Origin of the sequence: Neobacillus drentensis NBRC 102427 (assembly GCF_001591445.1) — a bacterium.
Classification (GTDB): Bacteria; Bacillota; Bacilli; order Bacillales; family Cytobacillaceae; genus Neobacillus; species Neobacillus drentensis.
Window position 1 is genome coordinate 176,125 of sequence record NZ_BCUX01000008.1, and the last position, 19,430, is coordinate 195,554.

Sequence of the window (19,430 nt, forward strand, 5' to 3'; positions counted from 1 at the left end):
CCCTATAAGATAGAATAATACTAACAAACTAAAATGAACACGATGATAATATGATAGTTGAGAATATGAATTATAGAGGTGAATCCGATTACAATGACAATGAAATCAACTCATTCAATTGAAATAAAAGAATTGCTTAAATTTGCAGACCGGAAATTTAAAAGTGAAAGAGGAACCTTTTTATTTCAAGAAGGAATGCTCGCAGATGAACTTTACATTATTATTTCCGGCAAAATTCAAATCAGTAAAATTACATCAGATGGACGTGAACTTTCATTAAGAATCTGCGGGGAAAATGATATTTGCGGAGAATTAACCCTTTTTACGGATAACCCAAGATATTTATTAAGTGCAATGGTTCTTGAGGAAGGGGAAATCGTTGCCATAAAAAAAGATATCATTGAAAGTGAAATATTCCAAAATAGTAAGCTTGCCTTTGAATTTATGAAATGGATGAGTGACCATTTCCGTAAAACACAAACAAAATTTCGTGACCTCGTCTTAAATGGAAAACGGGGGGCCCTCTTTTCAACTCTTATCCGAATGTCGAATAGTTATGGTGTTCAAAAAGGTAATGAAATCTTAATTGATCTTCCTTTAACCAACCAAGAACTTGCCAATTTCTGCGGTACTTCCCGTGAGAGTACAAACCGTATTCTTAGTGAGTTAAAGAAAGATAACATTATTTCAGTTAAAAAAGGTAAGATTTCAATTTTAGATTTACAATACTTAAAAAATGAAATCGACTGTGAAAATTGTTCTGCAATCTATTGCAGCATTGAATAGGATGGGCAGCCATCCTTTTATTTAAGGTCTTTTATTTTTTAAACATAAGGCTGTCTCCTAATCAGGAGGCAGCCTTGTTTTATCGCTTTTTACTGAGCTTGCTTTTCTCTTAATGATTTAGGTATATAAACGCAGAAAGGCTCGCTTTCCAGATAATCTCCTGTCATTGCATATGCTCTAGACCTGGATCCCCCACAAACGTACCGGAATTCACAGACACCGCATTTCCCCTTAAAGAGGTCAGGATTTCTAAGCGCTTGGAATATCGGTGATTCACGGTAAATTTCTGCTAATGGCGTTTCACGGATATTACCCGCTTTAACTGGTAAGAGTCCGCTTGGATATACATCCCCAATATGAGAAATGAACACAAAACCATTACCATCATTAACGCCTTTTGGTGCACGTCCTAGCCCATCAATAGATCCTGTTAATCCTTTTTCTGTTAATGCACTTAGATACTCGATTTCTTCTGATGTTTCCTTCGCTTCACGCATTTTTTGCTGAATCACAACCCGGCGGTAGTGCATTGCTTCAGTTGTTTTAATATCAAAGGATACACGCTTGCTTAAATCATAAAGCCATCTGAATACTTTTTCATGTTGGACCGGAGAAATCATATCGGATTCTTGACCTCTTCCTGTTGGAACAAGGAAGAAGACACTCCATAATACACACCCTAAAGATTCAACCATTTTTGCCATCTCATCAAGGTATTCAATATTATAACGTGAAATAACCGTGTTAATCTGAATCGGTAATCCAACTTCATGCAAATATTGTATTTTTTCCATGGTAAGATCAAATGATCCAGCTGTGCCTCTAAAATGGTCATGAATCTCAGCCGTTGGACCGTCAATACTAAATGCCCACCGAGCGAGGCCTACTTCTTTAGCCTTCTCAATGGCTTCTTTTGTTACATTTGGTGTCGCACTTGGGGTCATTGATACCCGTACACCTTTTTCAACTGCATATTTCGCAATATCAAAAACATCTTCTCTCATTAATGGATCCCCGCCTGTAAAAACAAGCATTGGATTGTTCATTTCATATATTTGATCTATTAGATTTTTGCCTTCTTCAAAAGATAGTTCACGTGGGTCCCTTTTATACTGTGCATCCGCACGGCAATGCAAGCACTTTAATTGACAAGCTCTAGTGAGTTCCCAAATTACGATAAAAGGGTCTTTATTAAAATCACGGCTAATAGCCATATGAAACGCCTCCTAATAACGGCTATCTGAGAATTCAACAGCCTTATTAATTTGTATTATAAAGGTGTTTATGTTCGAAAAAAGTGAACTATCTCACATCCTGTCAGCCAGATATGTCTGAATCGTGAAGAAAAAAATAAAAAACAGCAGAAATTCTGCTGTTTTTAAAAATGGTAAATAAATCGATATATTACTGGAATAACCTTTAATTTTAGCTTAACGAATTCCTAAGGCAATCTTTGCATAGCGTGACATCATTTCTTTAGTCCAAGGAGGATTGAAAACAATATTCACTTCTACGCCTTTAACTTCCGGAATATCAGCCAATGCTCGCTTAACTTGATCCACAATCGTACCTGCCAGCGGGCAGCCCATAGAAGTTAATGTCATCGTAATGGTTACATTCCCTTCATCATCCATTTCAGCATTATATACTAAACCTAAGTTTACAATATCTACACCTAGTTCAGGGTCAATAACTAACTCTAAAGCACCCATAATATTTTCTTTTAATTCTTCATTCATATTCAATCCACTCCTTAAATTTCTTTGTCCCAATTTATTATAGCAAATATGTAAGTCTTTCTTTCTAGATTGAGACTTCGTTTAAAAAAGTATATAGTTTTTTTATACCTTTTGGTGTGAATTTTTTTACAGTTTAGATATAAAATTGTTAACATAGTGAATATAGAAATAATAATTTTTCATTTGTATTCGCAGTGTAACATATATATTAATTCTTTCCTAAGACGATCATCTTTATTAACGCTGAAAATTATGATTAGAAGGAGTATTTATGACAGATAGACATTTAATTGCATTAGATTTAGATGGGACATTATTAAAAGATGATAAAACGATTTCTTTAAGAACAAAGGGCATTTTAAAAAAAGCAAGAGAACAAGGTCATATCGTAATGATTGCAACAGGAAGACCTTATCGTTCCAGTGAGATGTATTATCGGGAATTGGATTTGGACACACCTATTGTCAATTTCAACGGAGCCTTTATGCATCATCCTCGAAATCCTGATTGGGGATTTTATCATGAACCCCTGGATGTGAAGGTAGCAAAAGAAATTGTTGAAGCATGCAGAAGTTTTCACTTCCATAACATTATTGCCGAAGTAATTGATGATGTTTATTTCCATTACCATGATGAGAAGCTTTTAGATATTTTTAACTTTGGAAATCCAAAAATCACTACAGGTGATTTAGCAAATTATTTGAATGATTCGCCCACTAGTTTGTTAATCCATACGGAGGAGGATCAATTAAAAACAATCCGTGATCATTTATCGGCTGTTCATGCAGAAGTGATTGATCATCGCAGTTGGGCCGCACCTTGGCATGTGATTGAAATTATTAAGGTTGGTTTAAATAAGGCCGTTGGGTTAAAAAAGGCTTCTGATTTTTATGGTATTCCTTCGGATAGGGTTGTTGCCTTTGGAGATGAAGACAACGATCTAGAAATGCTTGAGTATGCCGGGCATGGTATTGCGATGGGTAATGCAATTGAAAAGGTGAAAAATATTGCTAATGACGTTACTTTGAGCAACGAAGAAGATGGTGTTGCTCAATATTTGGCAGATTTGTTAAAGATAAATTATTAACAGTCTTTCACCATTGTTTACCTAAATGAACCTACCTCTTTTGGTACATACTATTTTTTGAGGCAGCGTTGCTGTTTCAATTTGAGCTATGAGCATATTGGAGGGATTCGAATGGGTAAACGAAACAAATCAAAACGCTTTGTCCAGCAAGGAGTAGATACGGTCAGCAAGCACGCGGAACGTATTCCTTATCACATGACCTACGCTGAAGCAGAAGCTCAGAAGATGGCCAATGTGCAAGAATCCTCGCTTGGAGGAATATAACATGGGAAACCAATTGTTCCAAGAAGCACGAAGATTTGTTGAAATGGCGAAGTCTGCCAACCCAGCTGAAAGTGATTCTGCTGTTGCGAAAGCTAAAAATGCATTAAGTTCTGCTTATGCAAATTCGACTGTAGCAGAGCAAGCACAGCTCCAACAAATGCAACAAGAGCTTGAACAGATAACTTAAAACAGAAAAGCGGAGGCGCCAAGGCGCTTCCGCTTTTCTACTCTTTTCGAAAAAATCCATAGATATTTGTCGTTTGAATGATATTTGTAAACGCCTTTGGATCGACTTCTTTTAGGATTCTTTCTAAATCATAAAGTTCATAGCGGGTAATTACCACCATTAACATTTCTCTTGCTTCGTTTGAAAAAGCCCCTTTTGCAGGAAGGATCGTTATCCCTCGCACTAGTCTCTCCTGGATAGCCTTTTTCATTTCGTCCGTCTTTTTGGTAATAATCATGGCCGTGAGTTTTGCATGTCTAGTATGAATAGCATCAATCACTCTTGTTGAAGTATATAATGTTACAAGCGTATAAAGGGCTTTTTCCCAGCCATACAAAAATCCTGCTGTTATTATAATCACCCCATTTATAACCAACATATAGGGTCCAATTGGCTTGTCTTTCATTCTCGATAAAACCATGGCAATGATATCAACACCACCTGTTGAGGCTCCCCATTTTAACGTAATCCCGACACCAACGGCTTGGATAACACCACCAAAAACAGCATTAAGAAGGATGTCTCCTGAAACTTGTTTTATCGGAATGAGTGTCAAAAATAGTGAGGTCAAGGCAACACTTATAAAGCTATAGACGGTAAATGATTTCCCTACTTTTTTCCAGCCCAGTATAGCCACAGGAATATTCAATAAAAATAATAAGAAACCTAATGAAACTTGGATGGGAGTATAGTCACCTAACACCTTTGAAAGAAGTTGTGCTATTCCCGTAAATCCACTTGAATAAATATTTGCTGGAATTAAAAATAAGTTCATCGCTAGTGCACCTAACAATGACCCAGCTGCCACCACCGCCAGTTTTTTCATCTGGAGCCATATCATGTTAATTTCTCCTTTATGTGAAATTGGGAAACGTTTTATACTTTTGTAGTGAATGATAATTGTATTTTTAGCTTGAAACCGATAAACTGAAACTATAAATTAGCTTGAAAGCAGGTGAGCTTCATGCAGGTAAGAATACTGGCTGATAGCGCATGCGATTTACCAAAAAGTTTTTATGACGAGAATCATGTCACTTTATTTCCTTTAAAAGTTGAGATTAACGGCAAAGAATATGAAGATGTAAAAACAATTGCTCCACACACCGTTTATGAAGCAATCCGAACTGGGATTGTTCCAAAAACCTCTCAGGTATCTCCACATTTGTTTGAGGAAATATTTACTGAAATGGCAGAAAAAAATGAAGACGGGATATACATAGCTTTTTCTTCCGAGTTATCTGGTACATATTCTACCGCTGTTATGATTCTTGAGCAAGTGAAGGAAAAATATCCAGATTTTAATTTAACAATTGTCGATACCAAATGTGCATCTCTTGGATTTGGTCTTGTGGTTAAAGAAGCAGCAGCTCTCGCTTTGAAAAGTGTTGGTAAAGAAAAAATCTTAGAAGATGTTCTGTTTAGAAGCCAACACATGGAACATCTTTTTACTGTTGAAGATTTAGATTATTTAGCAAAGGGTGGCCGCGTTTCGAAAGCCTCTGCTTTCTTAGGCGGATTATTGAATATTAAGCCCATCTTAAATGTGGAAGACGGGAAACTTGTCCCCATTGAAAAGATACGCGGGAAGAAAAAAGTAATGCGGCGTATCATCGAAATCATGAAGGAACGCGGGGCAAATATGGAAGACCAAGTGATTGGGATTAGCCAAGCCGATTGTGAAGAAACCACCTTAGAAATGAAATCCATGATTGAAGAAGAATTCCACCCTAAAGAAGTATTCATTACTTCAATTGGTTCTACCGTTGGGTCACACACAGGTGCAGGAACTATCGCAATTTTCTTTTTAAATGAAATACCATCTTCAAATTAAAAAAATGAGTGAGGTTTAAACACCGCACTCATTTTTCATTCATCTATTTATGGTCTGTCTTCTTGGAATATTGATTTTTTCCAGCTTGACGATTTTTTTCGCGCATCATATTCTTTTCATGGCGAAGGGCATTGTTGTCTTTTGCTTTTTTATCGTTGTCTGATGTGTGTGGCATAAGCTTACCCCTTTCAAATAGATTCACTTTAGTTTCTGTCAATTTGAAAAGAGTATGTAAAATACCTTAATCTTTCTTCACATATGTCCAGTTGCCCTCTTGGTACACCCTGCCCTCTTTCATAAGCTTTCCAAGTGCACGTTTGAAGGCACCTTTACTCAAATCGAAACGATCTTTTATATCTTCAGGCATGCTTTTATCGTTATATGGCATGGCACCATTTCTGCTCATTAGATATTCATATATCCGTTCTGAATCTAGATCCTGCGATTCCTCTTTCCTTGCTAATAAAGAAACGTTAATCGTTCCGTCTTCCTTAACGTCAATAATCCGTCCCTCAACCTTTTGACCTATACGAGGCTCTTCCAGTCTTTGTGATTCATGAATAAACCCTTTGAAGCCTTCTATTGTATAAATCCAACTGCCTACTTTAGCTGTACGATAAATATGGCCCTGCACATTTTTATTAAAGTTTTCTCTTGTTGCTTTCACGGATATGGATTCAATCACCTGGTCACTGGCCAGCTTCGCGTAAAGAAGATAAGTACTGCTAAGCTTTAAAGTAATATAGACTAAATCTCCTGGCTTCGGCCATACTGACTTATGCACAGGCAAATCATCGATTCCTAACAGAATATCCTTTGGAAGGCCAATATTTATAAAAACGCCAATTCTCGGATTTACGTCTGTTGCTTTAACCCAAGCATAGCGTCCAATTGCTACCTCTGGAGTCGTAGTTGATGCAGAGATTCGACCTTCTGAATCAACATAAAGAAACACTTCAACTTGATCTTCTACTTCTAATTCTTGGTTGGCTTGATTTGTATGCAGCAGAACATCTTCATTTCCGTCCGTTAAAAAATAGCCAAATGAAGCCTTGCGGGCTACTGTTAATGTGGTCGTTTGACCGATAAGTTCATTTAAAGACATATATAACTCCTTCTTTCTTTTTCGGAGAATTTTCCTAAGCGGTTGTTACAACTGCTATATTTTACTATAATGTACCCATAAAGGGAAACTTTAGCAGGTTTTGTTTCAATATATAGTTATAAAATGGAGGTTTGTTTATGTCAAAAGATAGCTCATTTGATATTGTTTCTCAGGTCGATTTATCTGAAGTTTCAAATGCGATTGCCCAAACAATGAAGGAAATTGGTACGCGCTATGACTTTAAGGGCAGTAAAAGTGAAGTCTCACTTGATAAAGAAAAAGAAGAGCTGGTTCTTATTTCAGATGATGAATATAAAATGGATCAGCTGAAAGACGTTTTATTTAGCAAATTAATGAAACGAAGCGTTCCGGTTAGAAATCTTGACTACGGGAAAGTTGAAAAGGCATCGGGTGGAACGGTTCGTCAAAGAGCTAAATTGGTTCAAGGTATTGATAAAGAAAATGCAAAAAAAATCAATACCATTATTAAAAACAGCGGCGTCAAAGTAAAAAGTCAGGTCCAAGATGACCAAGTCCGTGTGACAGGGAAGAACCGCGATGATTTACAAAAAATAATCTCACTAGTGCGTGAAGCTGACTTAACGGTTGATGTCCAATTTATTAATTATCGGTAAAAGGACTTGGCGGAAGGATTTTTAATCCTTTCGCTTTTTTATTATCTTTATTTTTCATAATTTGAACCATTTATCTAAAACTATTAGAGAGTAAACACTTGGAGGTTTTAGTAAATGAGTAACAATCAAAAGCAACAAAAGCCAACCTTTCCACCTCAGCATCAGAACCATCAGCCAGGAATAGAAAGTGAAATGAATCCTCGTCCGATCTCAGTAGACCCTAATTATAAACCAGGGGGAAAATTAACTGGTAAAACAGCGATTATTACTGGAGGCGACAGCGGGATCGGCAAATCTGTTGCGATTTATTTTGCCAAAGAAGGGGCAGACGTAGCAATTGTCTATTTAGAAGAGCATCAAGATGCAGAAGAAACTAAGCAATTGATCGAAGCCGAAGGTCGAAGATGTCTTTTATATTCAGGCGACATTGGCAATGAAGATTTTTGTAAAGAGACTGTCAATAAGATTCATTCTGAATTTGGCAGGTTAGATATCCTTGTCAATAACGCCGCGGAGCAGCATCCGCAAAAAAGCTTATTATCGATTACTTCACAACAATTGGAAAAAACATTCCGCACCAATATATTCTCCTTTTTTTATATGACGAAAATGGCCCTGCCTTTTTTAAAACAGGGTGCATCCATCATAAATACTTCCTCGATTACTGCTTATAAGGGGAATGAACAATTATTGGATTACTCTGCAACAAAAGGTGCGGTGGTTTCCTTTACCCGCTCATTGGCAATGTCGCTCGCACCTCAAGGGATTCGTGTGAACGGTGTAGCCCCGGGTCCGATTTGGACACCGCTCATTCCATCGACTTTCCCGGCTGATCAAGTTGCTGTTTTTGGGTCAAGCACCCCAATGGGTAGAGCTGGCCAACCCTATGAACTGGCCGCGAGCTATGTTTACCTGGCTTCAGATGACTCATCCTATGTTAGCGGGCAAATGATTCATGTTAATGGCGGGGAGATTGTTAATGGATAAAAAAAGTCGGGGAATCTCCCCGACTTTTTATCTTTTTCGTTTTCTTATTTTATAAAGAAATAAGAAACACAACAGGTATACAACGACTAAGCTTGCGATTAATGAAAATTTGATGCCACTTTTCTCAGCTAACACATATATTTCCGAATTATCCCGATCAAGAATAATCAAATATTTATTATCTTTACTAACAATTTTATCTCCGGCAAGCAAGCCTCGCAGCTCTTTCCCACCTTCAATCTGACTGCTTGTTAAGGTAACACTTTGGGATTTGCCCGTATTATTGATTGCAATAATCGACGTTTCACCTTTATATACTCGTTTATAAACAGCCATCCCGTTTTGATCATAAAGCATTTCCATCGTCCCTCTTGTTAAAGAAGGAAGTGTATTTCTTAATTCCCCCACCTTGGTTATATAATCAATTAGTTCCTTCTCTGCCCGAAAGCTCATTTGCCCACGGTTATCCGGGATTTCTCCCCCATTTAAGGCAATCTCTGTTCCATAATAAAAAAGAGGGATTCCCGGGGTTGTATATAAATATACCAATGCTGTTTTCCAGCGGGAGCCTGGGAACTGTTTCTTTGCGACAATGTCACTTGTAAATCTTGACGTATATTCGTTATCCATAAAATTAGCTCTTAAAAAGGAGTTCTGACCATTATCACCATCTGAATAAAGTTCGCGGAAGGACTGATCTGTTCCTGCAAATGTTTTTCTCAACTTTTCACTGTATGAGTAATTAACTATGCTATCTATTCCGGCACCTTCATACTTTTTCAAATCAGTTGAAGTATTTTTTGACATTACTCCCATTAGGAAGAAGTTCTTCTTCTCTTGCTTAACTTCATCTGAAAAATCATTCCAAAAACTTATGGGAACATAATTTACTTCTGGTAGACTCATCCCATCTATATTTGTTTTATCAATCCACCATTTTGCTGCCTCGATTAAATATTTTTTAACTTCCGGGTTGTCCTGATTAAGGTCAGGCAAACCATCAACCCATCCATTTTCAAGCTCCTTTTGATTTACAATTCCATCTTGGATATCCTTTTTTTCATGAAACCAGTCCTGTTTATTGGAATCCTTTATCCACGGATGGTCTGCCGCTACATTATTCGTAACAAAATCAATCATTACCTTTATCTTGCGGTTATGTGCTTCTTTTACTAATGTTTGAAAAGACTTCAAAGTTCCAAAATGCTCATCCACTTTGTAAAAATCATTCACCCAAAAGCCATGGTATCCATTCTTGGCATTGTCAAAAATCGGTGTTAAGCGAATTGCAGTGAATCCCATTTCATGTATGTAATCCAATTTATCAATAATACCTTTAATATCCCCGCCGTTATATGCTAAAGGGTCTTTTGCGTTTACATCGATGTCATTTTTTCGATCTCCATCGTTGAAACGATCAATCATGATAGAATAAACGGTTTCATCCTGCCACAAGCGTTCTTTCTTTTCTACCGCTGCATTGGCAGGAAGCGATGAATTAAGTAATAACAGAATTAAAATGAGTGTAATTTTTTTCATATAGTTTTATCCTCCTCTAAAAAAGAGAAGAGGATATCCCCTTCCCTACACCCATTTTAATCTAATCAAGTTTTTATTCCAAATTTTAAATTCTTGGTTGTAACAATATTTATGCTTAATTCACTATGTTAATATTGTAATCCTCAAACCATGTGTGCAGTTGCACAAGATAGGCCAATAACTGTGGTCCTGTCATCAATTGGCCAAACCAAGGTTCTTGAAAGGAATTTCCACCCGATTTGACGATACTCTCAAGCTGTTCTTTATTAAAAAATTCATGCAAGACTGAGGATTTATCTTTTAATATATTCTCCACCAGCTTTTGAACTGCAATGGTATAGGCAGGATTATGTGTTTTGGGATAAGGGCTTTTTTTCCGGTACAAGACTTCCTCAGGTAAAATACCTTCAAAGGCTTTTCTAAGAATACCTTTTTCCCTGCCGCGATACATTTTCATTTCCCATGGGATATTCCATACATATTCGACAAGGCGATGATCAGCAAAGGGAACTCTGACTTCTAAACTTGCGCCCATGCTCATTCGGTCTTTTCGATCAAGTAATGTCGTCATAAAGCTAATCATATTAATATAAAATAATTCTCTTCGTTTTGCTTTTTCTTGACTTTCACCCTCTAACTTAGGGGTTTCAGCAATCGCTTGATAATACCTTTCCATCACGTAATCATTTAATTTTAGTTTTTCCTGCCAATGTGATTTCAACAAATTATGTCGTTCTGATATGGAGCGCATCCACGGAAACCCAGGCCTTTCTAAGTCTTGTTTGCGGTGGAACCATGGGTAACCCCCGAAAATTTCATCAGCACATTCCCCGGAAAGACTGACAACAAAGTCCTGCTTGATTTCTTTACAAAACCATAGTAACGATGAATCCACATCTGCCATTCCTGGAAGGTCTCTTACATGAGTAGCCTCCACCAAATCATTGACCAATTGCTTTTGAGTAATAATTTTGTTATGGTGCTTTGTATTAAATTTATCGGTTATCATTTGAATAAATTTTCCATCAGCATCCGGTTGAAATTCATTTGATGAAAAGTATTTGTCATTGCCTACATAATCGATAGAATAAGTGTGTAACTGCCCCTTATTTTGGTCCTTGAATCCTTTGGCGGCAATCGCTGTAATGATACTCGAATCCAGCCCCCCAGACAAAAAGGTACTTAGGGGCACATCAGAAACAAGCTGCCTTGTTACCGCGTCTGTGACTAAGTAACGGACCTTTTCAGCTGTTTCCTCCACGTTATCCTTATGTTCTTCACTTTTCACATTCCAATAGCGCCAAATTTTTAAACCATTCTTTGAAAATGTTAAAGCATGTGCAGGTCTTAACTCATTAATTCCTTTAAATACCCCGGAACCAGGCGATCTAGAAGGACCAATTCCAAAAATTTCTGCAAGACCTTCTTGATTAATTTCCGTTTTCACCTCTGGATGGGCTAAAATAGCCTTGATTTCAGATGCAAATAAAAGGCCTTTTTCGTGTTCTCTAAAAAATAATGGTTTTACCCCTAAGCGGTCACGTCCAATAAAAAGTTGTTCCTTCTTACTATCCCATATGGCAAAGGCATAAATCCCATTCAAATAATTTACACACTCTTCCGCCCATTCTATATAGGCAGTTAATAGAACTTCTGTATCAGAATGACCTTTAAATGAATATCCTTTAGTATGGAGAACTTTGCGGATATCTTCGGTGTTATATAATTCCCCATTGTAACAAATGGTGTAATGGAACCCGTCTTTTTGTTTAGACATTGGCTGCCTTCCCCCTTCAGGGTCGACAACAATAAGTCTCTTATGTCCAAAAGCCACATGTGTCTCAGACCAGATGTTGGTTTCATCAGGGCCTCGTTTTGCTAATGTATTTGTCATTTTTGTAAGTGTACCCGCTTCGTTCATAATTGGTTTATTAAAATTAATCCAGCCTGTAATACCACACATTTCCTATCTCACTCCTCATTAACAGAACTACTGTACATGAATTCATGTTTTTATAGTATTCAGCCCATGGGAAATGGTTAATTGTCCGAAAAGAAATGCGGATGGGCATCTGGCAAGCAAGCAGTTTATTTGATTTAAAAGATAATACTTTATCTTTCAGTTATAAAATTTCATGAAGATGTCTAAAAAGAATATGACAGCATATGGTACGGAGGTTAGAAATGAATCGACAACAACGAATGAGACTTTACGATATTCAAGAAAGAGCCTACACGGAAGGAACAGTTGAGCAAATTAATGATCAATGGATTTTCTTTGATGAGGAAACAGAAGAAGCGGAAATGTTAGATGATTATCTTCAGCAAGAAATAGAAGTCTTCAGAATGAATCGTTGGAAGAAAGGTAAATTGTATGAAACAGGAAAAGTCCGAATTGGAAACGATGCCACTATGCTCCGCAATCATGATTTAGTTAGGATTAGGAAGCATTTAGTGTATTCACTTGAGAGGCTTTTAGATGGAATCAATGATGATGCCTTTTTTCAATTTGTTACAACTTTAAACTCATTAAACTTTTCCATTTACGATTGCATCTATTGTTATAATCATTTATCCTTCTTATCTGATGAAAACCGCAAGGATGGAGTTAATTTTCTAGTTTTCGATAATCAGGAGCAAATCTGTAATGTCCAGCACCACTTTTGTTACTTTGAAAAAGTGAATGACCGATTTGAATTTACATTAAATACAGGAAAACGACTAGTAATTGAAAAAATGATTTCATAAAATGCAAACAGGGTGTCAGGCACCATGTGAAAATTTCACATGGTGCCTGACACCCATTTTTTGAGGAAAATTTAGTTCCCGATATACTTCGAATAAAGCATTTTAGCTTTGACCAGATCATTTGTTCCATGAATCAATACACGTGCATCTCTAAACACGACAATTGAAATATCTTCGTCAGGAGCAAAACGGAGTAAGAAGTCATTACCTGAAACTTTACCGCTTTTCTTGAGCCGCACGGCTAAATTTTTTACATCTAAGTCACGCTTATTTCTTGGATTGATTTGGACTGTATTACGCCCACAAAGTGTCGTATAGACTACTTGGAGTTCAGACGACCGATTTAAAAAATCAAATTGATGTTTCACACATGTCGGACAATTAGGATTTCTCCCCTCAGAAATATCCATTTGCATGGTGCTATAATCCCAAATATCAATTTGCTCTAAATTAGGTGTAGTTTTCTCACCCATTAATATTTTCATTGTTTCCATTGCTTGAAAGGAACCGATAATATCCGTTAATGGGGACAATACGCCCACTGTATCGCAGGTTTCCCCAGTCGCAGTCGGGACATGCGGAAAGAGACATCGGTAACAGGGGGTGATTCCAGGTATAATCGAGGCAAAAATGCCTCTTGAACTTACCGCAGCCCCGTGAATCCAAGGAATTCCGTACTTTACAGCCACATCATTGATTAAAAAACGTGTGTTAAAATTATCGGTGCCATCAACGATACAATCAAATTCTGTTAATAATTCTTCCGCATTATCTAGATTTAAATCGGCAATTACTGCATCAACAGTAACAGTCGAATTAATTTTATTTAATCTTTTTTGAGCTGCAATTACCTTTGGAAACTGTAATCTTGCATCCTCTTCATCAAAAAGTGTCTGCCGCTGCAAATTTGATAGCTCAACTAAATCCCTATCAATTAGCCTTATATAGCCAATCCCTGAACGAACCAGGTGATTGGCAATTACCGTACCAAGTGCACCGACGCCGACAATTACTACTTTACTATTTTGCAATTTTATTTGTCCAGACTCCCCTACATGTTGAAAAAGAATCTGTCTTGAATAACGTTCTAAATCACTCATGATCCACCACTTTCCTAAGTTAAAACTTGAATCTTACTCCTCAAACGGTAAAGTTATATTACTATTATCTTACCAAATTATTTCCGATTGTCTTTTAGAAATAATTTAATTTTAAAAACAATTGAAAAAGAATATAATAAATAATGGGGTTAAGTATAATTTTGGGAGGAATCTCTTATCTCAATAGCTAATATTATAAGAGATTAGTATATATTTTTTTCATTTGGAAAGAGGGGGAAAAACTTTGAATTTAGGCGGGTTTAAAAACAAGGAAGTATTAGTCGACTTAACGAATGGTGTTGTTGATTACAGAGGAATCAATGAAGAAGATGCAGTCAAGTACATAGGCGGTCGTGGACTGGGCGTTAAGTATGTATTAGATAACGGCCCTGAAGTCGAGCCATTATCTGCAGAAAACATTCTATGTATTATGACAGGTCCTGTCACGGGATCACGTTCTTCCATGAGTGGACGCCTTTGTGTTGTTACCAAATCACCGCTAACCGGCACTGTTACGGATTCCCACATCGGCGGCTGGACGGCTGCTCGTCTCAAGTGGGCAGGCGTGGATAATATTATTTTTTCTGGAAAAAGTGACAAGCCTGTATACCTATTTATTGAAGATGGGAAAGCGGAGCTTCATGACGCTTCCAACCTTTGGGGAACGAGCACACGAGCTTTTATTAAAGCAATGAAAGACGAACATGGTGAAGAAGACCTAAGTGTCATGACAATTGGTCAAGCTGGTGAGAATACCGTACGCTTTGCCTCATTTATTAATGAACACGATCGTGCTGCCGGCCGTGGCGGTACTGCTGCTGTTGCCGGCTATAAAAAATTAAAAGCAATCGTAATCAAAGCTGCTCAAAAAGGCAATATGCCACAGCCAAAATTAGATACCGAATACAAAGATGCCAATAAAAAAGCTGTAAAAGCAATCCTTGATGGCGGCTTAACAGCACCTAATAAAGGCGGATTATCTGTCTATGGTACAAACGTTTTAACCAACTTAATCAATGAAGTGGGAGCGCTCCCAACCAAAAACTCCCAATTAACACACTGGGATGAAGCAGAGAAACACAGTGGCGAGTATTACAACACGAATTTACGGGTAGCTAACAACACCTGCCATGCTTGCCCAGTCGGCTGTAAGATCGAAGTAGAAGTTAAGGATGGAAAATACAAAACACGTGTAGAAAGTATTGAATTCGAATCCGCTTGGTCACTAGGTTCCAACTGTCTGTTAAGTGACGCGGAAGCGATATCCTATATGATCGACCGTTGTAATGAATATGGTCTTGATACAATTGAACTTGGTCACTGCTTCTCTGTAACAATGGAGGCCTTCGAAAAAGGAATTATTAATGAGGAACTAATCTGGGGCGATGCGGATTCCATGATTGAATTAACCAAGAAAATCGCTTTCCGTGAAGGTTTTGGCGGCGTACTTGCTGAGGGACCTGCACGTGCCACTGCACTTTGGGGTGCACCTGAACTGTCCATGTCAGTTAAAGGTCAGTCAATCCCAGCCTATGACCCACGCGGCATTCAAGGAATTGGACTTGGTTATGCTACCAGTAACCGCGGTGCTTGTCACCTTCGCGGATACACTGTTGCCAGTGAAATTGCCGGGATCCCTGAACCTACTGACCGCTTAAAGCCAGAAGGTAAAGGCGAATTATTAAAAGTATTCCAAGATATGCTTGCATTTTCAGATTCTATGAATATTTGTAAGTTCTCCTCCTTCTCCGAAAACGCTGAGCATTATGCTGAGCAATATAGTGGGATGACAGGAATTCATTTAACAGCTGAGGATGTTATGAAGGCTGGGGAAAGAATCTATAATCTTGAACGTTATTACAATAACCTTGCTGGCTTTAATAAACGCGAGGATGACTTCCTTCCAAAACGATTTACAGAAGAACCAGCGTCTGGAAACAGTGCAGGACATGTAAGCCGTATGGATATTATGCTTGAAGAGTACTATCAGGTACGCGGTTGGAAAGATGGACTTGTAACAGATGAAAAACTTCGAGAATTAGGGATTATTGACCCAGAAGTAAAACAAACTGTTTAAGAGAATACGAGAAAAGCTTCTGCAAAAATGTGCAGAAGCTTTTTTTACCCGCCAATTCTCGTTGTTTTATAACGGTAATTTCTTATTAACTCATCCAAAATAGATTCCTCGTTTGCACAAAAACGTACTTGGACGGTATTTACTTTAAAACTGGAGGTAAATGAAATTTCCTCTTCTGATAAAATTTGGCCACTCCAGTTTTCCGCTTCATAAACATAAGGGAATCTACCTGTTATTTGTTTCGCACCAAGTTCTTCAAAATACAAGCCCAGATGGTCAATCCTAATACCGCGGAACTCTAAATCTTTTTTTATCATATCAACCACCTGCAACTGGAGGAAAAAGCGCAAATTGGTCCTTTTCAACTACTTTTGTTTGCAGGTCATCAAGGTGAATGATATTTCTTCCATTTACATAGACATGAACAAATGGAAGCAGTTCCTTTTCAGTTGAGAAAATCTCATCTTTTAGTGGAGGAAACATTTCAACCATTTTATCAAGCACATCGATTACTCGTTCACCATCAGGCTGAACATCAACCGTTACTCCACCACATATTTGACGGAGATTAGCAAACACTTTTACGAGCATATGTATCCTCTCCTCTCTACCTAATTCAATATTAAAACCTTAAGTACCAGTTGTCACGTTGTTTATCATTTCTCAACAAAACAAAAAGGCTGCCGAGGTACTATGGCAACCTTTACTAGTTAAGTATTAAGGGTTTAAAAACGACATTGGCAATCTTCCACCTAGATATAAAACAAGCACCCAAGCGATGACGAACTGAATCCAAAATACAGATGTTCTTCTGTTATTTGCCACACGACTAAGGATCATTTCAAATAAGCCAATTATCCACAATCCTACAACTGCTTTTAAAATATACCAAACATCAATTTTGTAAACCGAAAAAAGAAGGCCTACACCAGTTGCAATGATAAGCAAATATAATACTCGTAAAATCATTTTGACGATTTTAGCACCTTTTTCTTTCCCACCTTTATGTAAAAAAAGTGCAACTACAAATAAAATTAGTGCTAAAAGCCAAGCTGTAATATGTCCGTGAATCAAGATAGTTCCTCCTTATGTATGATATTTCATTTTATTCAAATTTATCATACCATAATCCACTAATTAACACGAAGAAAAGTGAGGCAAACTTAGTAACAAGCATGAAAATGTATGCTCGCGTCAGTATTCAATTTATTTGGGCGATTGAATCACATAACCATCGCCCATACATAGGATGTAGGAGATACTTTGAAAAAAAGGGTGTTGAAAATGCCAGCGATTGTTGGAGTTGCACAGGTCATTACACTTGGCAGCAGTTCGGTTTTCCATATTGGCGATGTTTATAAAATTATGCCATTTTCCTCTGCAAAAACCTTTTCCGGTGCTGGTTCCTTTAACACAGGGGATAGCTTACAGCTCCAGAATAATGTTAGTTCTACAAATACCCATGACTCAGATGTTTATGATCAAGGGATTGCACTTAATGCGTAATGAATGGGTGATTTTAAAATGAATTTCTATATTCAGCAGTCCATTCAAATAAATTTCATTAAAATTGGCGGGATTACCAATTCCTCAGTCTTACAAATTGGCAGTGCCGGTATTATCAAACCTACAGCTCATTTATATAATACCGGAGGGTTTACACAACCGGCACCGAAAATAACGAATACTGCTTCTGGCTCCTTATTAGGGACACCAGCGGTACCATTACAGGCTGCCGTTCGGAAATAGGATATGTAAGCAAGCCCCATCAAATAAAAAAATGGTACCCTATTGGCGAAATAATTGTGAGGTGATTAAATGTATCAGGATTATTCCCAATATCTTCAATGGCTGCAGAGATGTATTCAAGCACAGGAGCAAAGAATTCTTACATTAGAGAATGCTCTCCAAAAAATGAAAGAAGATATCAAACTAGTAAATGAAAAACAGGCGGTCCATATCGACAAAATTGAATATAAATTTGATCAATTGAAGGTTGAGACACTTGAAGGAACATTAAATATTGGTCTAAACCCTTCCGAATTAGCCGGAATTGAGGATTTTGCCGTTCAAAATCAATCCTTATCTAGCCCACTTTCACCGAAAAACCAAATGCAAAGATCAATGAAAATCGAGGAAGCTATTTACAGATATTTAGAAACGGATTTACCACTGGTAGTTGAAGCTGTCCAGAAGGAATTAAACGTTCAACCAAATGATGAATATTTATCTTTTGTAAAACAAGACATCATTAAACAGCTTCCTAGCAGGATTGAACATCATTTAGCCGCCAATTCCGCTGGAAGCCGTTCATCTGAAAATACACCTTCGGACGAATTAATTATTGAAGCACTTAAGAAAGAAATTCAAAATGGAGTAATGGTTTTTTTCAGCAATTTACCTGAAAATCTGAAAGGAATGAACTAAGAATGAACTTCCATGTTTATAACCGCGAGTTGTTTGTCGAGACCATCAAAATCACCGGAGTGGCCAGTTCATCGTTAGTATTGGTGGGCGATACGGAAACGATCCAATTGGCATCAACTTTTGATACCCCTGCGGAATCATTAATCATCGGCCCGTTTGTTCCTTTATCAGCGGAGTGACCATTGTGCTGCAGAGAACCTCTTGTGTTGATAATATAAATATTAAAATTGTCTCGTTTGCGTCTACGGTACAGTTAGGGGATTCGTGTATCATAAATGGACTTTCTACCGCACTTGCTGTCCAAAGGGAAATCGAAGTATTTTATGGAAATGAGGGCAATTTATCCTCTTACCGAATTTTTTCTGAACCTATTCCTTTTCTGCCAATTACGGAACCTTTCACATACTCGCGTCAAAATCCAAACCCGCTCATTAAAGTTAATAAGATTGATATTATCGGGATATCTTCTTCATCCCTTTTACACGTTGGGAACAGCCGGAATGTTTCCATGGAGGCTAGAATTAAGCATATTCGACAGTTACAGCCAACTCCTAGAAATAATGAAGGTGCAGAAGAACAGGGACAAAAATAAACTCATATTCTCTATTAAAGGAAAAAATAGTTTACAAAAAAAAAGGATGTTTGTCATGCCGGCGATTATCGGTCCAGTTCAAATCATTAACGTAGCTGGTGGTATTGTGCAATTTGGAGATACCGTGTATATCTCTCCAAAGAGTGCCTCAAAGACGAATGCGGGTTCAGGTGCATTTAATACCGGTGGATTTATCATATCGAATTCTGGTTTAAGTGGTACCAATGTACTTGATACAAATGTAATCGACCAGCCAATTGCAGGGAATAATTAAAAAATGACATAAA

26 protein-coding genes are annotated in these 19,430 nt (G+C 37.6%); 15 read left to right on the forward strand and 11 right to left on the reverse strand.

Going from position 1 to position 19,430, the window contains the following annotated elements; genetic code table 11:
* Nucleotides 1-93 precede the first annotated feature (93 nt).
* Entirely contained in the window at nucleotides 94-786 is a 693-nt protein-coding gene (locus BDR01S_RS04710; protein ID WP_066252086.1) for a Crp/Fnr family transcriptional regulator, read from the forward strand.
* An 89-nt stretch (nucleotides 787-875) separates the two neighbouring features.
* Here BDR01S_RS04710 and BDR01S_RS04715 read toward each other — a convergent pair whose 3' ends face one another.
* Together BDR01S_RS04715 and BDR01S_RS04720 are read right to left on the reverse strand one after the other, a co-directional pair.
* On the reverse strand, nucleotides 876-2,000 hold the full coding sequence (locus tag BDR01S_RS04715; RefSeq protein WP_066252083.1) for a TIGR04053 family radical SAM/SPASM domain-containing protein: 1,125 nt from the start codon (nucleotides 1,998-2,000) through the stop codon (nucleotides 876-878).
* A gap of 216 nt (nucleotides 2,001-2,216) precedes the next feature.
* Nucleotides 2,217-2,525, reverse strand: a complete 309-nt coding sequence (locus BDR01S_RS04720; RefSeq protein WP_066252081.1) for a metal-sulfur cluster assembly factor — start codon at nucleotides 2,523-2,525, stop codon at nucleotides 2,217-2,219.
* 271 nt (nucleotides 2,526-2,796) lie between these two features.
* Here BDR01S_RS04720 and BDR01S_RS04725 point away from each other — a divergent pair, with 271 nt between their 5' ends.
* From BDR01S_RS04725 to BDR01S_RS04730, 3 genes are all read left to right on the forward strand, one after another.
* Nucleotides 2,797-3,612: a Cof-type HAD-IIB family hydrolase gene (locus BDR01S_RS04725; protein WP_066252079.1), complete on the forward strand. Its 816-nt coding sequence runs from the start codon at nucleotides 2,797-2,799 to the stop codon at nucleotides 3,610-3,612.
* A gap of 111 nt (nucleotides 3,613-3,723) precedes the next feature.
* Nucleotides 3,724-3,876, forward strand: a complete 153-nt coding sequence (locus BDR01S_RS25675) for a hypothetical protein (protein ID WP_166258563.1) — start codon at nucleotides 3,724-3,726, stop codon at nucleotides 3,874-3,876.
* A gap of 1 nt (nucleotide 3,877) precedes the next feature.
* Nucleotides 3,878-4,063, forward strand: a complete 186-nt coding sequence (locus tag BDR01S_RS04730) for a DUF3813 domain-containing protein (protein ID WP_066252078.1) — start codon at nucleotides 3,878-3,880, stop codon at nucleotides 4,061-4,063.
* A 37-nt stretch (nucleotides 4,064-4,100) separates the two neighbouring features.
* On the opposite strand, the gene BDR01S_RS04735 is transcribed toward BDR01S_RS04730, so the two are convergent.
* Nucleotides 4,101-4,943, reverse strand: a complete 843-nt coding sequence (locus BDR01S_RS04735; RefSeq protein WP_066252075.1) for a YitT family protein — start codon at nucleotides 4,941-4,943, stop codon at nucleotides 4,101-4,103.
* A gap of 123 nt (nucleotides 4,944-5,066) precedes the next feature.
* Here BDR01S_RS04735 and BDR01S_RS04740 point away from each other — a divergent pair, with 123 nt between their 5' ends.
* A complete protein-coding gene (locus BDR01S_RS04740; RefSeq protein ID WP_066252070.1) occupies nucleotides 5,067-5,933 on the forward strand; it encodes a DegV family protein in 867 nt (288 codons plus the stop codon).
* A gap of 43 nt (nucleotides 5,934-5,976) precedes the next feature.
* On the opposite strand, the gene BDR01S_RS24750 is transcribed toward BDR01S_RS04740, so the two are convergent.
* Both BDR01S_RS24750 and BDR01S_RS04745 read right to left on the reverse strand, forming a co-directional pair.
* Nucleotides 5,977-6,108: a DUF3941 domain-containing protein gene (locus tag BDR01S_RS24750; RefSeq protein WP_081825501.1), complete on the reverse strand. Its 132-nt coding sequence runs from the start codon at nucleotides 6,106-6,108 to the stop codon at nucleotides 5,977-5,979.
* A 66-nt stretch (nucleotides 6,109-6,174) separates the two neighbouring features.
* Nucleotides 6,175-7,038 (reverse strand): CvfB family protein, encoded by an 864-nt coding sequence (locus BDR01S_RS04745; RefSeq protein WP_066252066.1) that lies wholly within the window; start codon nucleotides 7,036-7,038, stop codon nucleotides 6,175-6,177.
* A 137-nt stretch (nucleotides 7,039-7,175) separates the two neighbouring features.
* Between BDR01S_RS04745 and BDR01S_RS04750 the strand changes: the two genes are divergently transcribed.
* Together BDR01S_RS04750 and BDR01S_RS04755 are read left to right on the forward strand one after the other, a co-directional pair.
* Nucleotides 7,176-7,673: a YajQ family cyclic di-GMP-binding protein gene (locus BDR01S_RS04750; RefSeq protein WP_066252064.1), complete on the forward strand. Its 498-nt coding sequence runs from the start codon at nucleotides 7,176-7,178 to the stop codon at nucleotides 7,671-7,673.
* A gap of 114 nt (nucleotides 7,674-7,787) precedes the next feature.
* Nucleotides 7,788-8,660, forward strand: a complete 873-nt coding sequence (locus tag BDR01S_RS04755; RefSeq protein ID WP_066252061.1) for an SDR family oxidoreductase — start codon at nucleotides 7,788-7,790, stop codon at nucleotides 8,658-8,660.
* A 27-nt stretch (nucleotides 8,661-8,687) separates the two neighbouring features.
* Here BDR01S_RS04755 and BDR01S_RS04760 read toward each other — a convergent pair whose 3' ends face one another.
* Complete coding sequence (locus tag BDR01S_RS04760; RefSeq protein ID WP_066252058.1) at nucleotides 8,688-10,199, reverse strand: alpha-amylase family glycosyl hydrolase; 1,512 nt, start codon at nucleotides 10,197-10,199, stop codon at nucleotides 8,688-8,690.
* A gap of 115 nt (nucleotides 10,200-10,314) precedes the next feature.
* On the reverse strand, nucleotides 10,315-12,162 hold the full coding sequence (gene asnB, locus BDR01S_RS04765) for an asparagine synthase (glutamine-hydrolyzing) (RefSeq protein ID WP_066252054.1): 1,848 nt from the start codon (nucleotides 12,160-12,162) through the stop codon (nucleotides 10,315-10,317).
* A 221-nt stretch (nucleotides 12,163-12,383) separates the two neighbouring features.
* Between asnB and BDR01S_RS04770 the strand changes: the two genes are divergently transcribed.
* Nucleotides 12,384-12,947: a DUF2777 domain-containing protein gene (locus BDR01S_RS04770; RefSeq protein WP_066252052.1), complete on the forward strand. Its 564-nt coding sequence runs from the start codon at nucleotides 12,384-12,386 to the stop codon at nucleotides 12,945-12,947.
* Between the two features lie 71 nt (nucleotides 12,948-13,018).
* Here BDR01S_RS04770 and BDR01S_RS04775 read toward each other — a convergent pair whose 3' ends face one another.
* The gene (locus tag BDR01S_RS04775; RefSeq protein ID WP_066252051.1) at nucleotides 13,019-14,047 is read right to left on the reverse strand and encodes a ThiF family adenylyltransferase; all 1,029 of its coding nucleotides are present in this window, start codon (nucleotides 14,045-14,047) and stop codon (nucleotides 13,019-13,021) included.
* Between the two features lie 244 nt (nucleotides 14,048-14,291).
* Here BDR01S_RS04775 and BDR01S_RS04780 point away from each other — a divergent pair, with 244 nt between their 5' ends.
* Nucleotides 14,292-16,124, forward strand: coding sequence for an aldehyde ferredoxin oxidoreductase family protein (locus tag BDR01S_RS04780; RefSeq protein WP_066252050.1), 1,833 nt, complete (start codon nucleotides 14,292-14,294; stop codon nucleotides 16,122-16,124).
* A gap of 44 nt (nucleotides 16,125-16,168) precedes the next feature.
* Here the strand turns inward: BDR01S_RS04780 and BDR01S_RS04785 are convergent, their stop codons facing one another.
* From BDR01S_RS04785 to BDR01S_RS04795, 3 genes are all read right to left on the reverse strand, one after another.
* Nucleotides 16,169-16,441 carry a MoaD-like domain-containing protein gene (locus BDR01S_RS04785; RefSeq protein WP_066252047.1) on the reverse strand — a complete coding sequence of 91 codons (273 nt, stop codon included), beginning with the start codon at nucleotides 16,439-16,441 and terminating at the stop codon, nucleotides 16,169-16,171.
* Nucleotide 16,442: 1 nt separating this feature from the next.
* Entirely contained in the window at nucleotides 16,443-16,715 is a 273-nt protein-coding gene (locus tag BDR01S_RS04790) for a ubiquitin-like small modifier protein 1 (RefSeq protein ID WP_066252045.1), read from the reverse strand.
* Nucleotides 16,716-16,841: 126 nt separating this feature from the next.
* Nucleotides 16,842-17,198: a YisL family protein gene (locus BDR01S_RS04795; RefSeq protein WP_066252042.1), complete on the reverse strand. Its 357-nt coding sequence runs from the start codon at nucleotides 17,196-17,198 to the stop codon at nucleotides 16,842-16,844.
* A 210-nt stretch (nucleotides 17,199-17,408) separates the two neighbouring features.
* Between BDR01S_RS04795 and BDR01S_RS04800 the strand changes: the two genes are divergently transcribed.
* The 6 genes from BDR01S_RS04800 to BDR01S_RS04825 all read left to right on the forward strand — a co-directional run bounded on the left by BDR01S_RS04800 (nucleotide 17,409) and on the right by BDR01S_RS04825 (nucleotide 19,417).
* Nucleotides 17,409-17,630, forward strand: coding sequence for a spore germination protein (locus tag BDR01S_RS04800; RefSeq protein ID WP_066259793.1), 222 nt, complete (start codon nucleotides 17,409-17,411; stop codon nucleotides 17,628-17,630).
* Nucleotides 17,631-17,648: 18 nt separating this feature from the next.
* Nucleotides 17,649-17,873: a spore germination protein GerPB gene (locus BDR01S_RS04805; protein ID WP_066252040.1), complete on the forward strand. Its 225-nt coding sequence runs from the start codon at nucleotides 17,649-17,651 to the stop codon at nucleotides 17,871-17,873.
* Between the two features lie 69 nt (nucleotides 17,874-17,942).
* Nucleotides 17,943-18,551: a spore germination protein GerPC gene (gerPC, locus tag BDR01S_RS04810; RefSeq protein ID WP_066252036.1), complete on the forward strand. Its 609-nt coding sequence runs from the start codon at nucleotides 17,943-17,945 to the stop codon at nucleotides 18,549-18,551.
* Between the two features lie 2 nt (nucleotides 18,552-18,553).
* Nucleotides 18,554-18,730: a spore germination protein GerPD gene (locus BDR01S_RS04815; RefSeq protein ID WP_066252033.1), complete on the forward strand. Its 177-nt coding sequence runs from the start codon at nucleotides 18,554-18,556 to the stop codon at nucleotides 18,728-18,730.
* Between the two features lie 5 nt (nucleotides 18,731-18,735).
* Nucleotides 18,736-19,143 (forward strand): spore germination protein GerPE, encoded by a 408-nt coding sequence (locus tag BDR01S_RS04820; RefSeq protein WP_066252030.1) that lies wholly within the window; start codon nucleotides 18,736-18,738, stop codon nucleotides 19,141-19,143.
* Nucleotides 19,144-19,198: 55 nt separating this feature from the next.
* Nucleotides 19,199-19,417 carry a spore germination protein gene (locus tag BDR01S_RS04825; RefSeq protein ID WP_066252028.1) on the forward strand — a complete coding sequence of 73 codons (219 nt, stop codon included), beginning with the start codon at nucleotides 19,199-19,201 and terminating at the stop codon, nucleotides 19,415-19,417.
* Nucleotides 19,418-19,430: the final 13 nt, after the last annotated feature.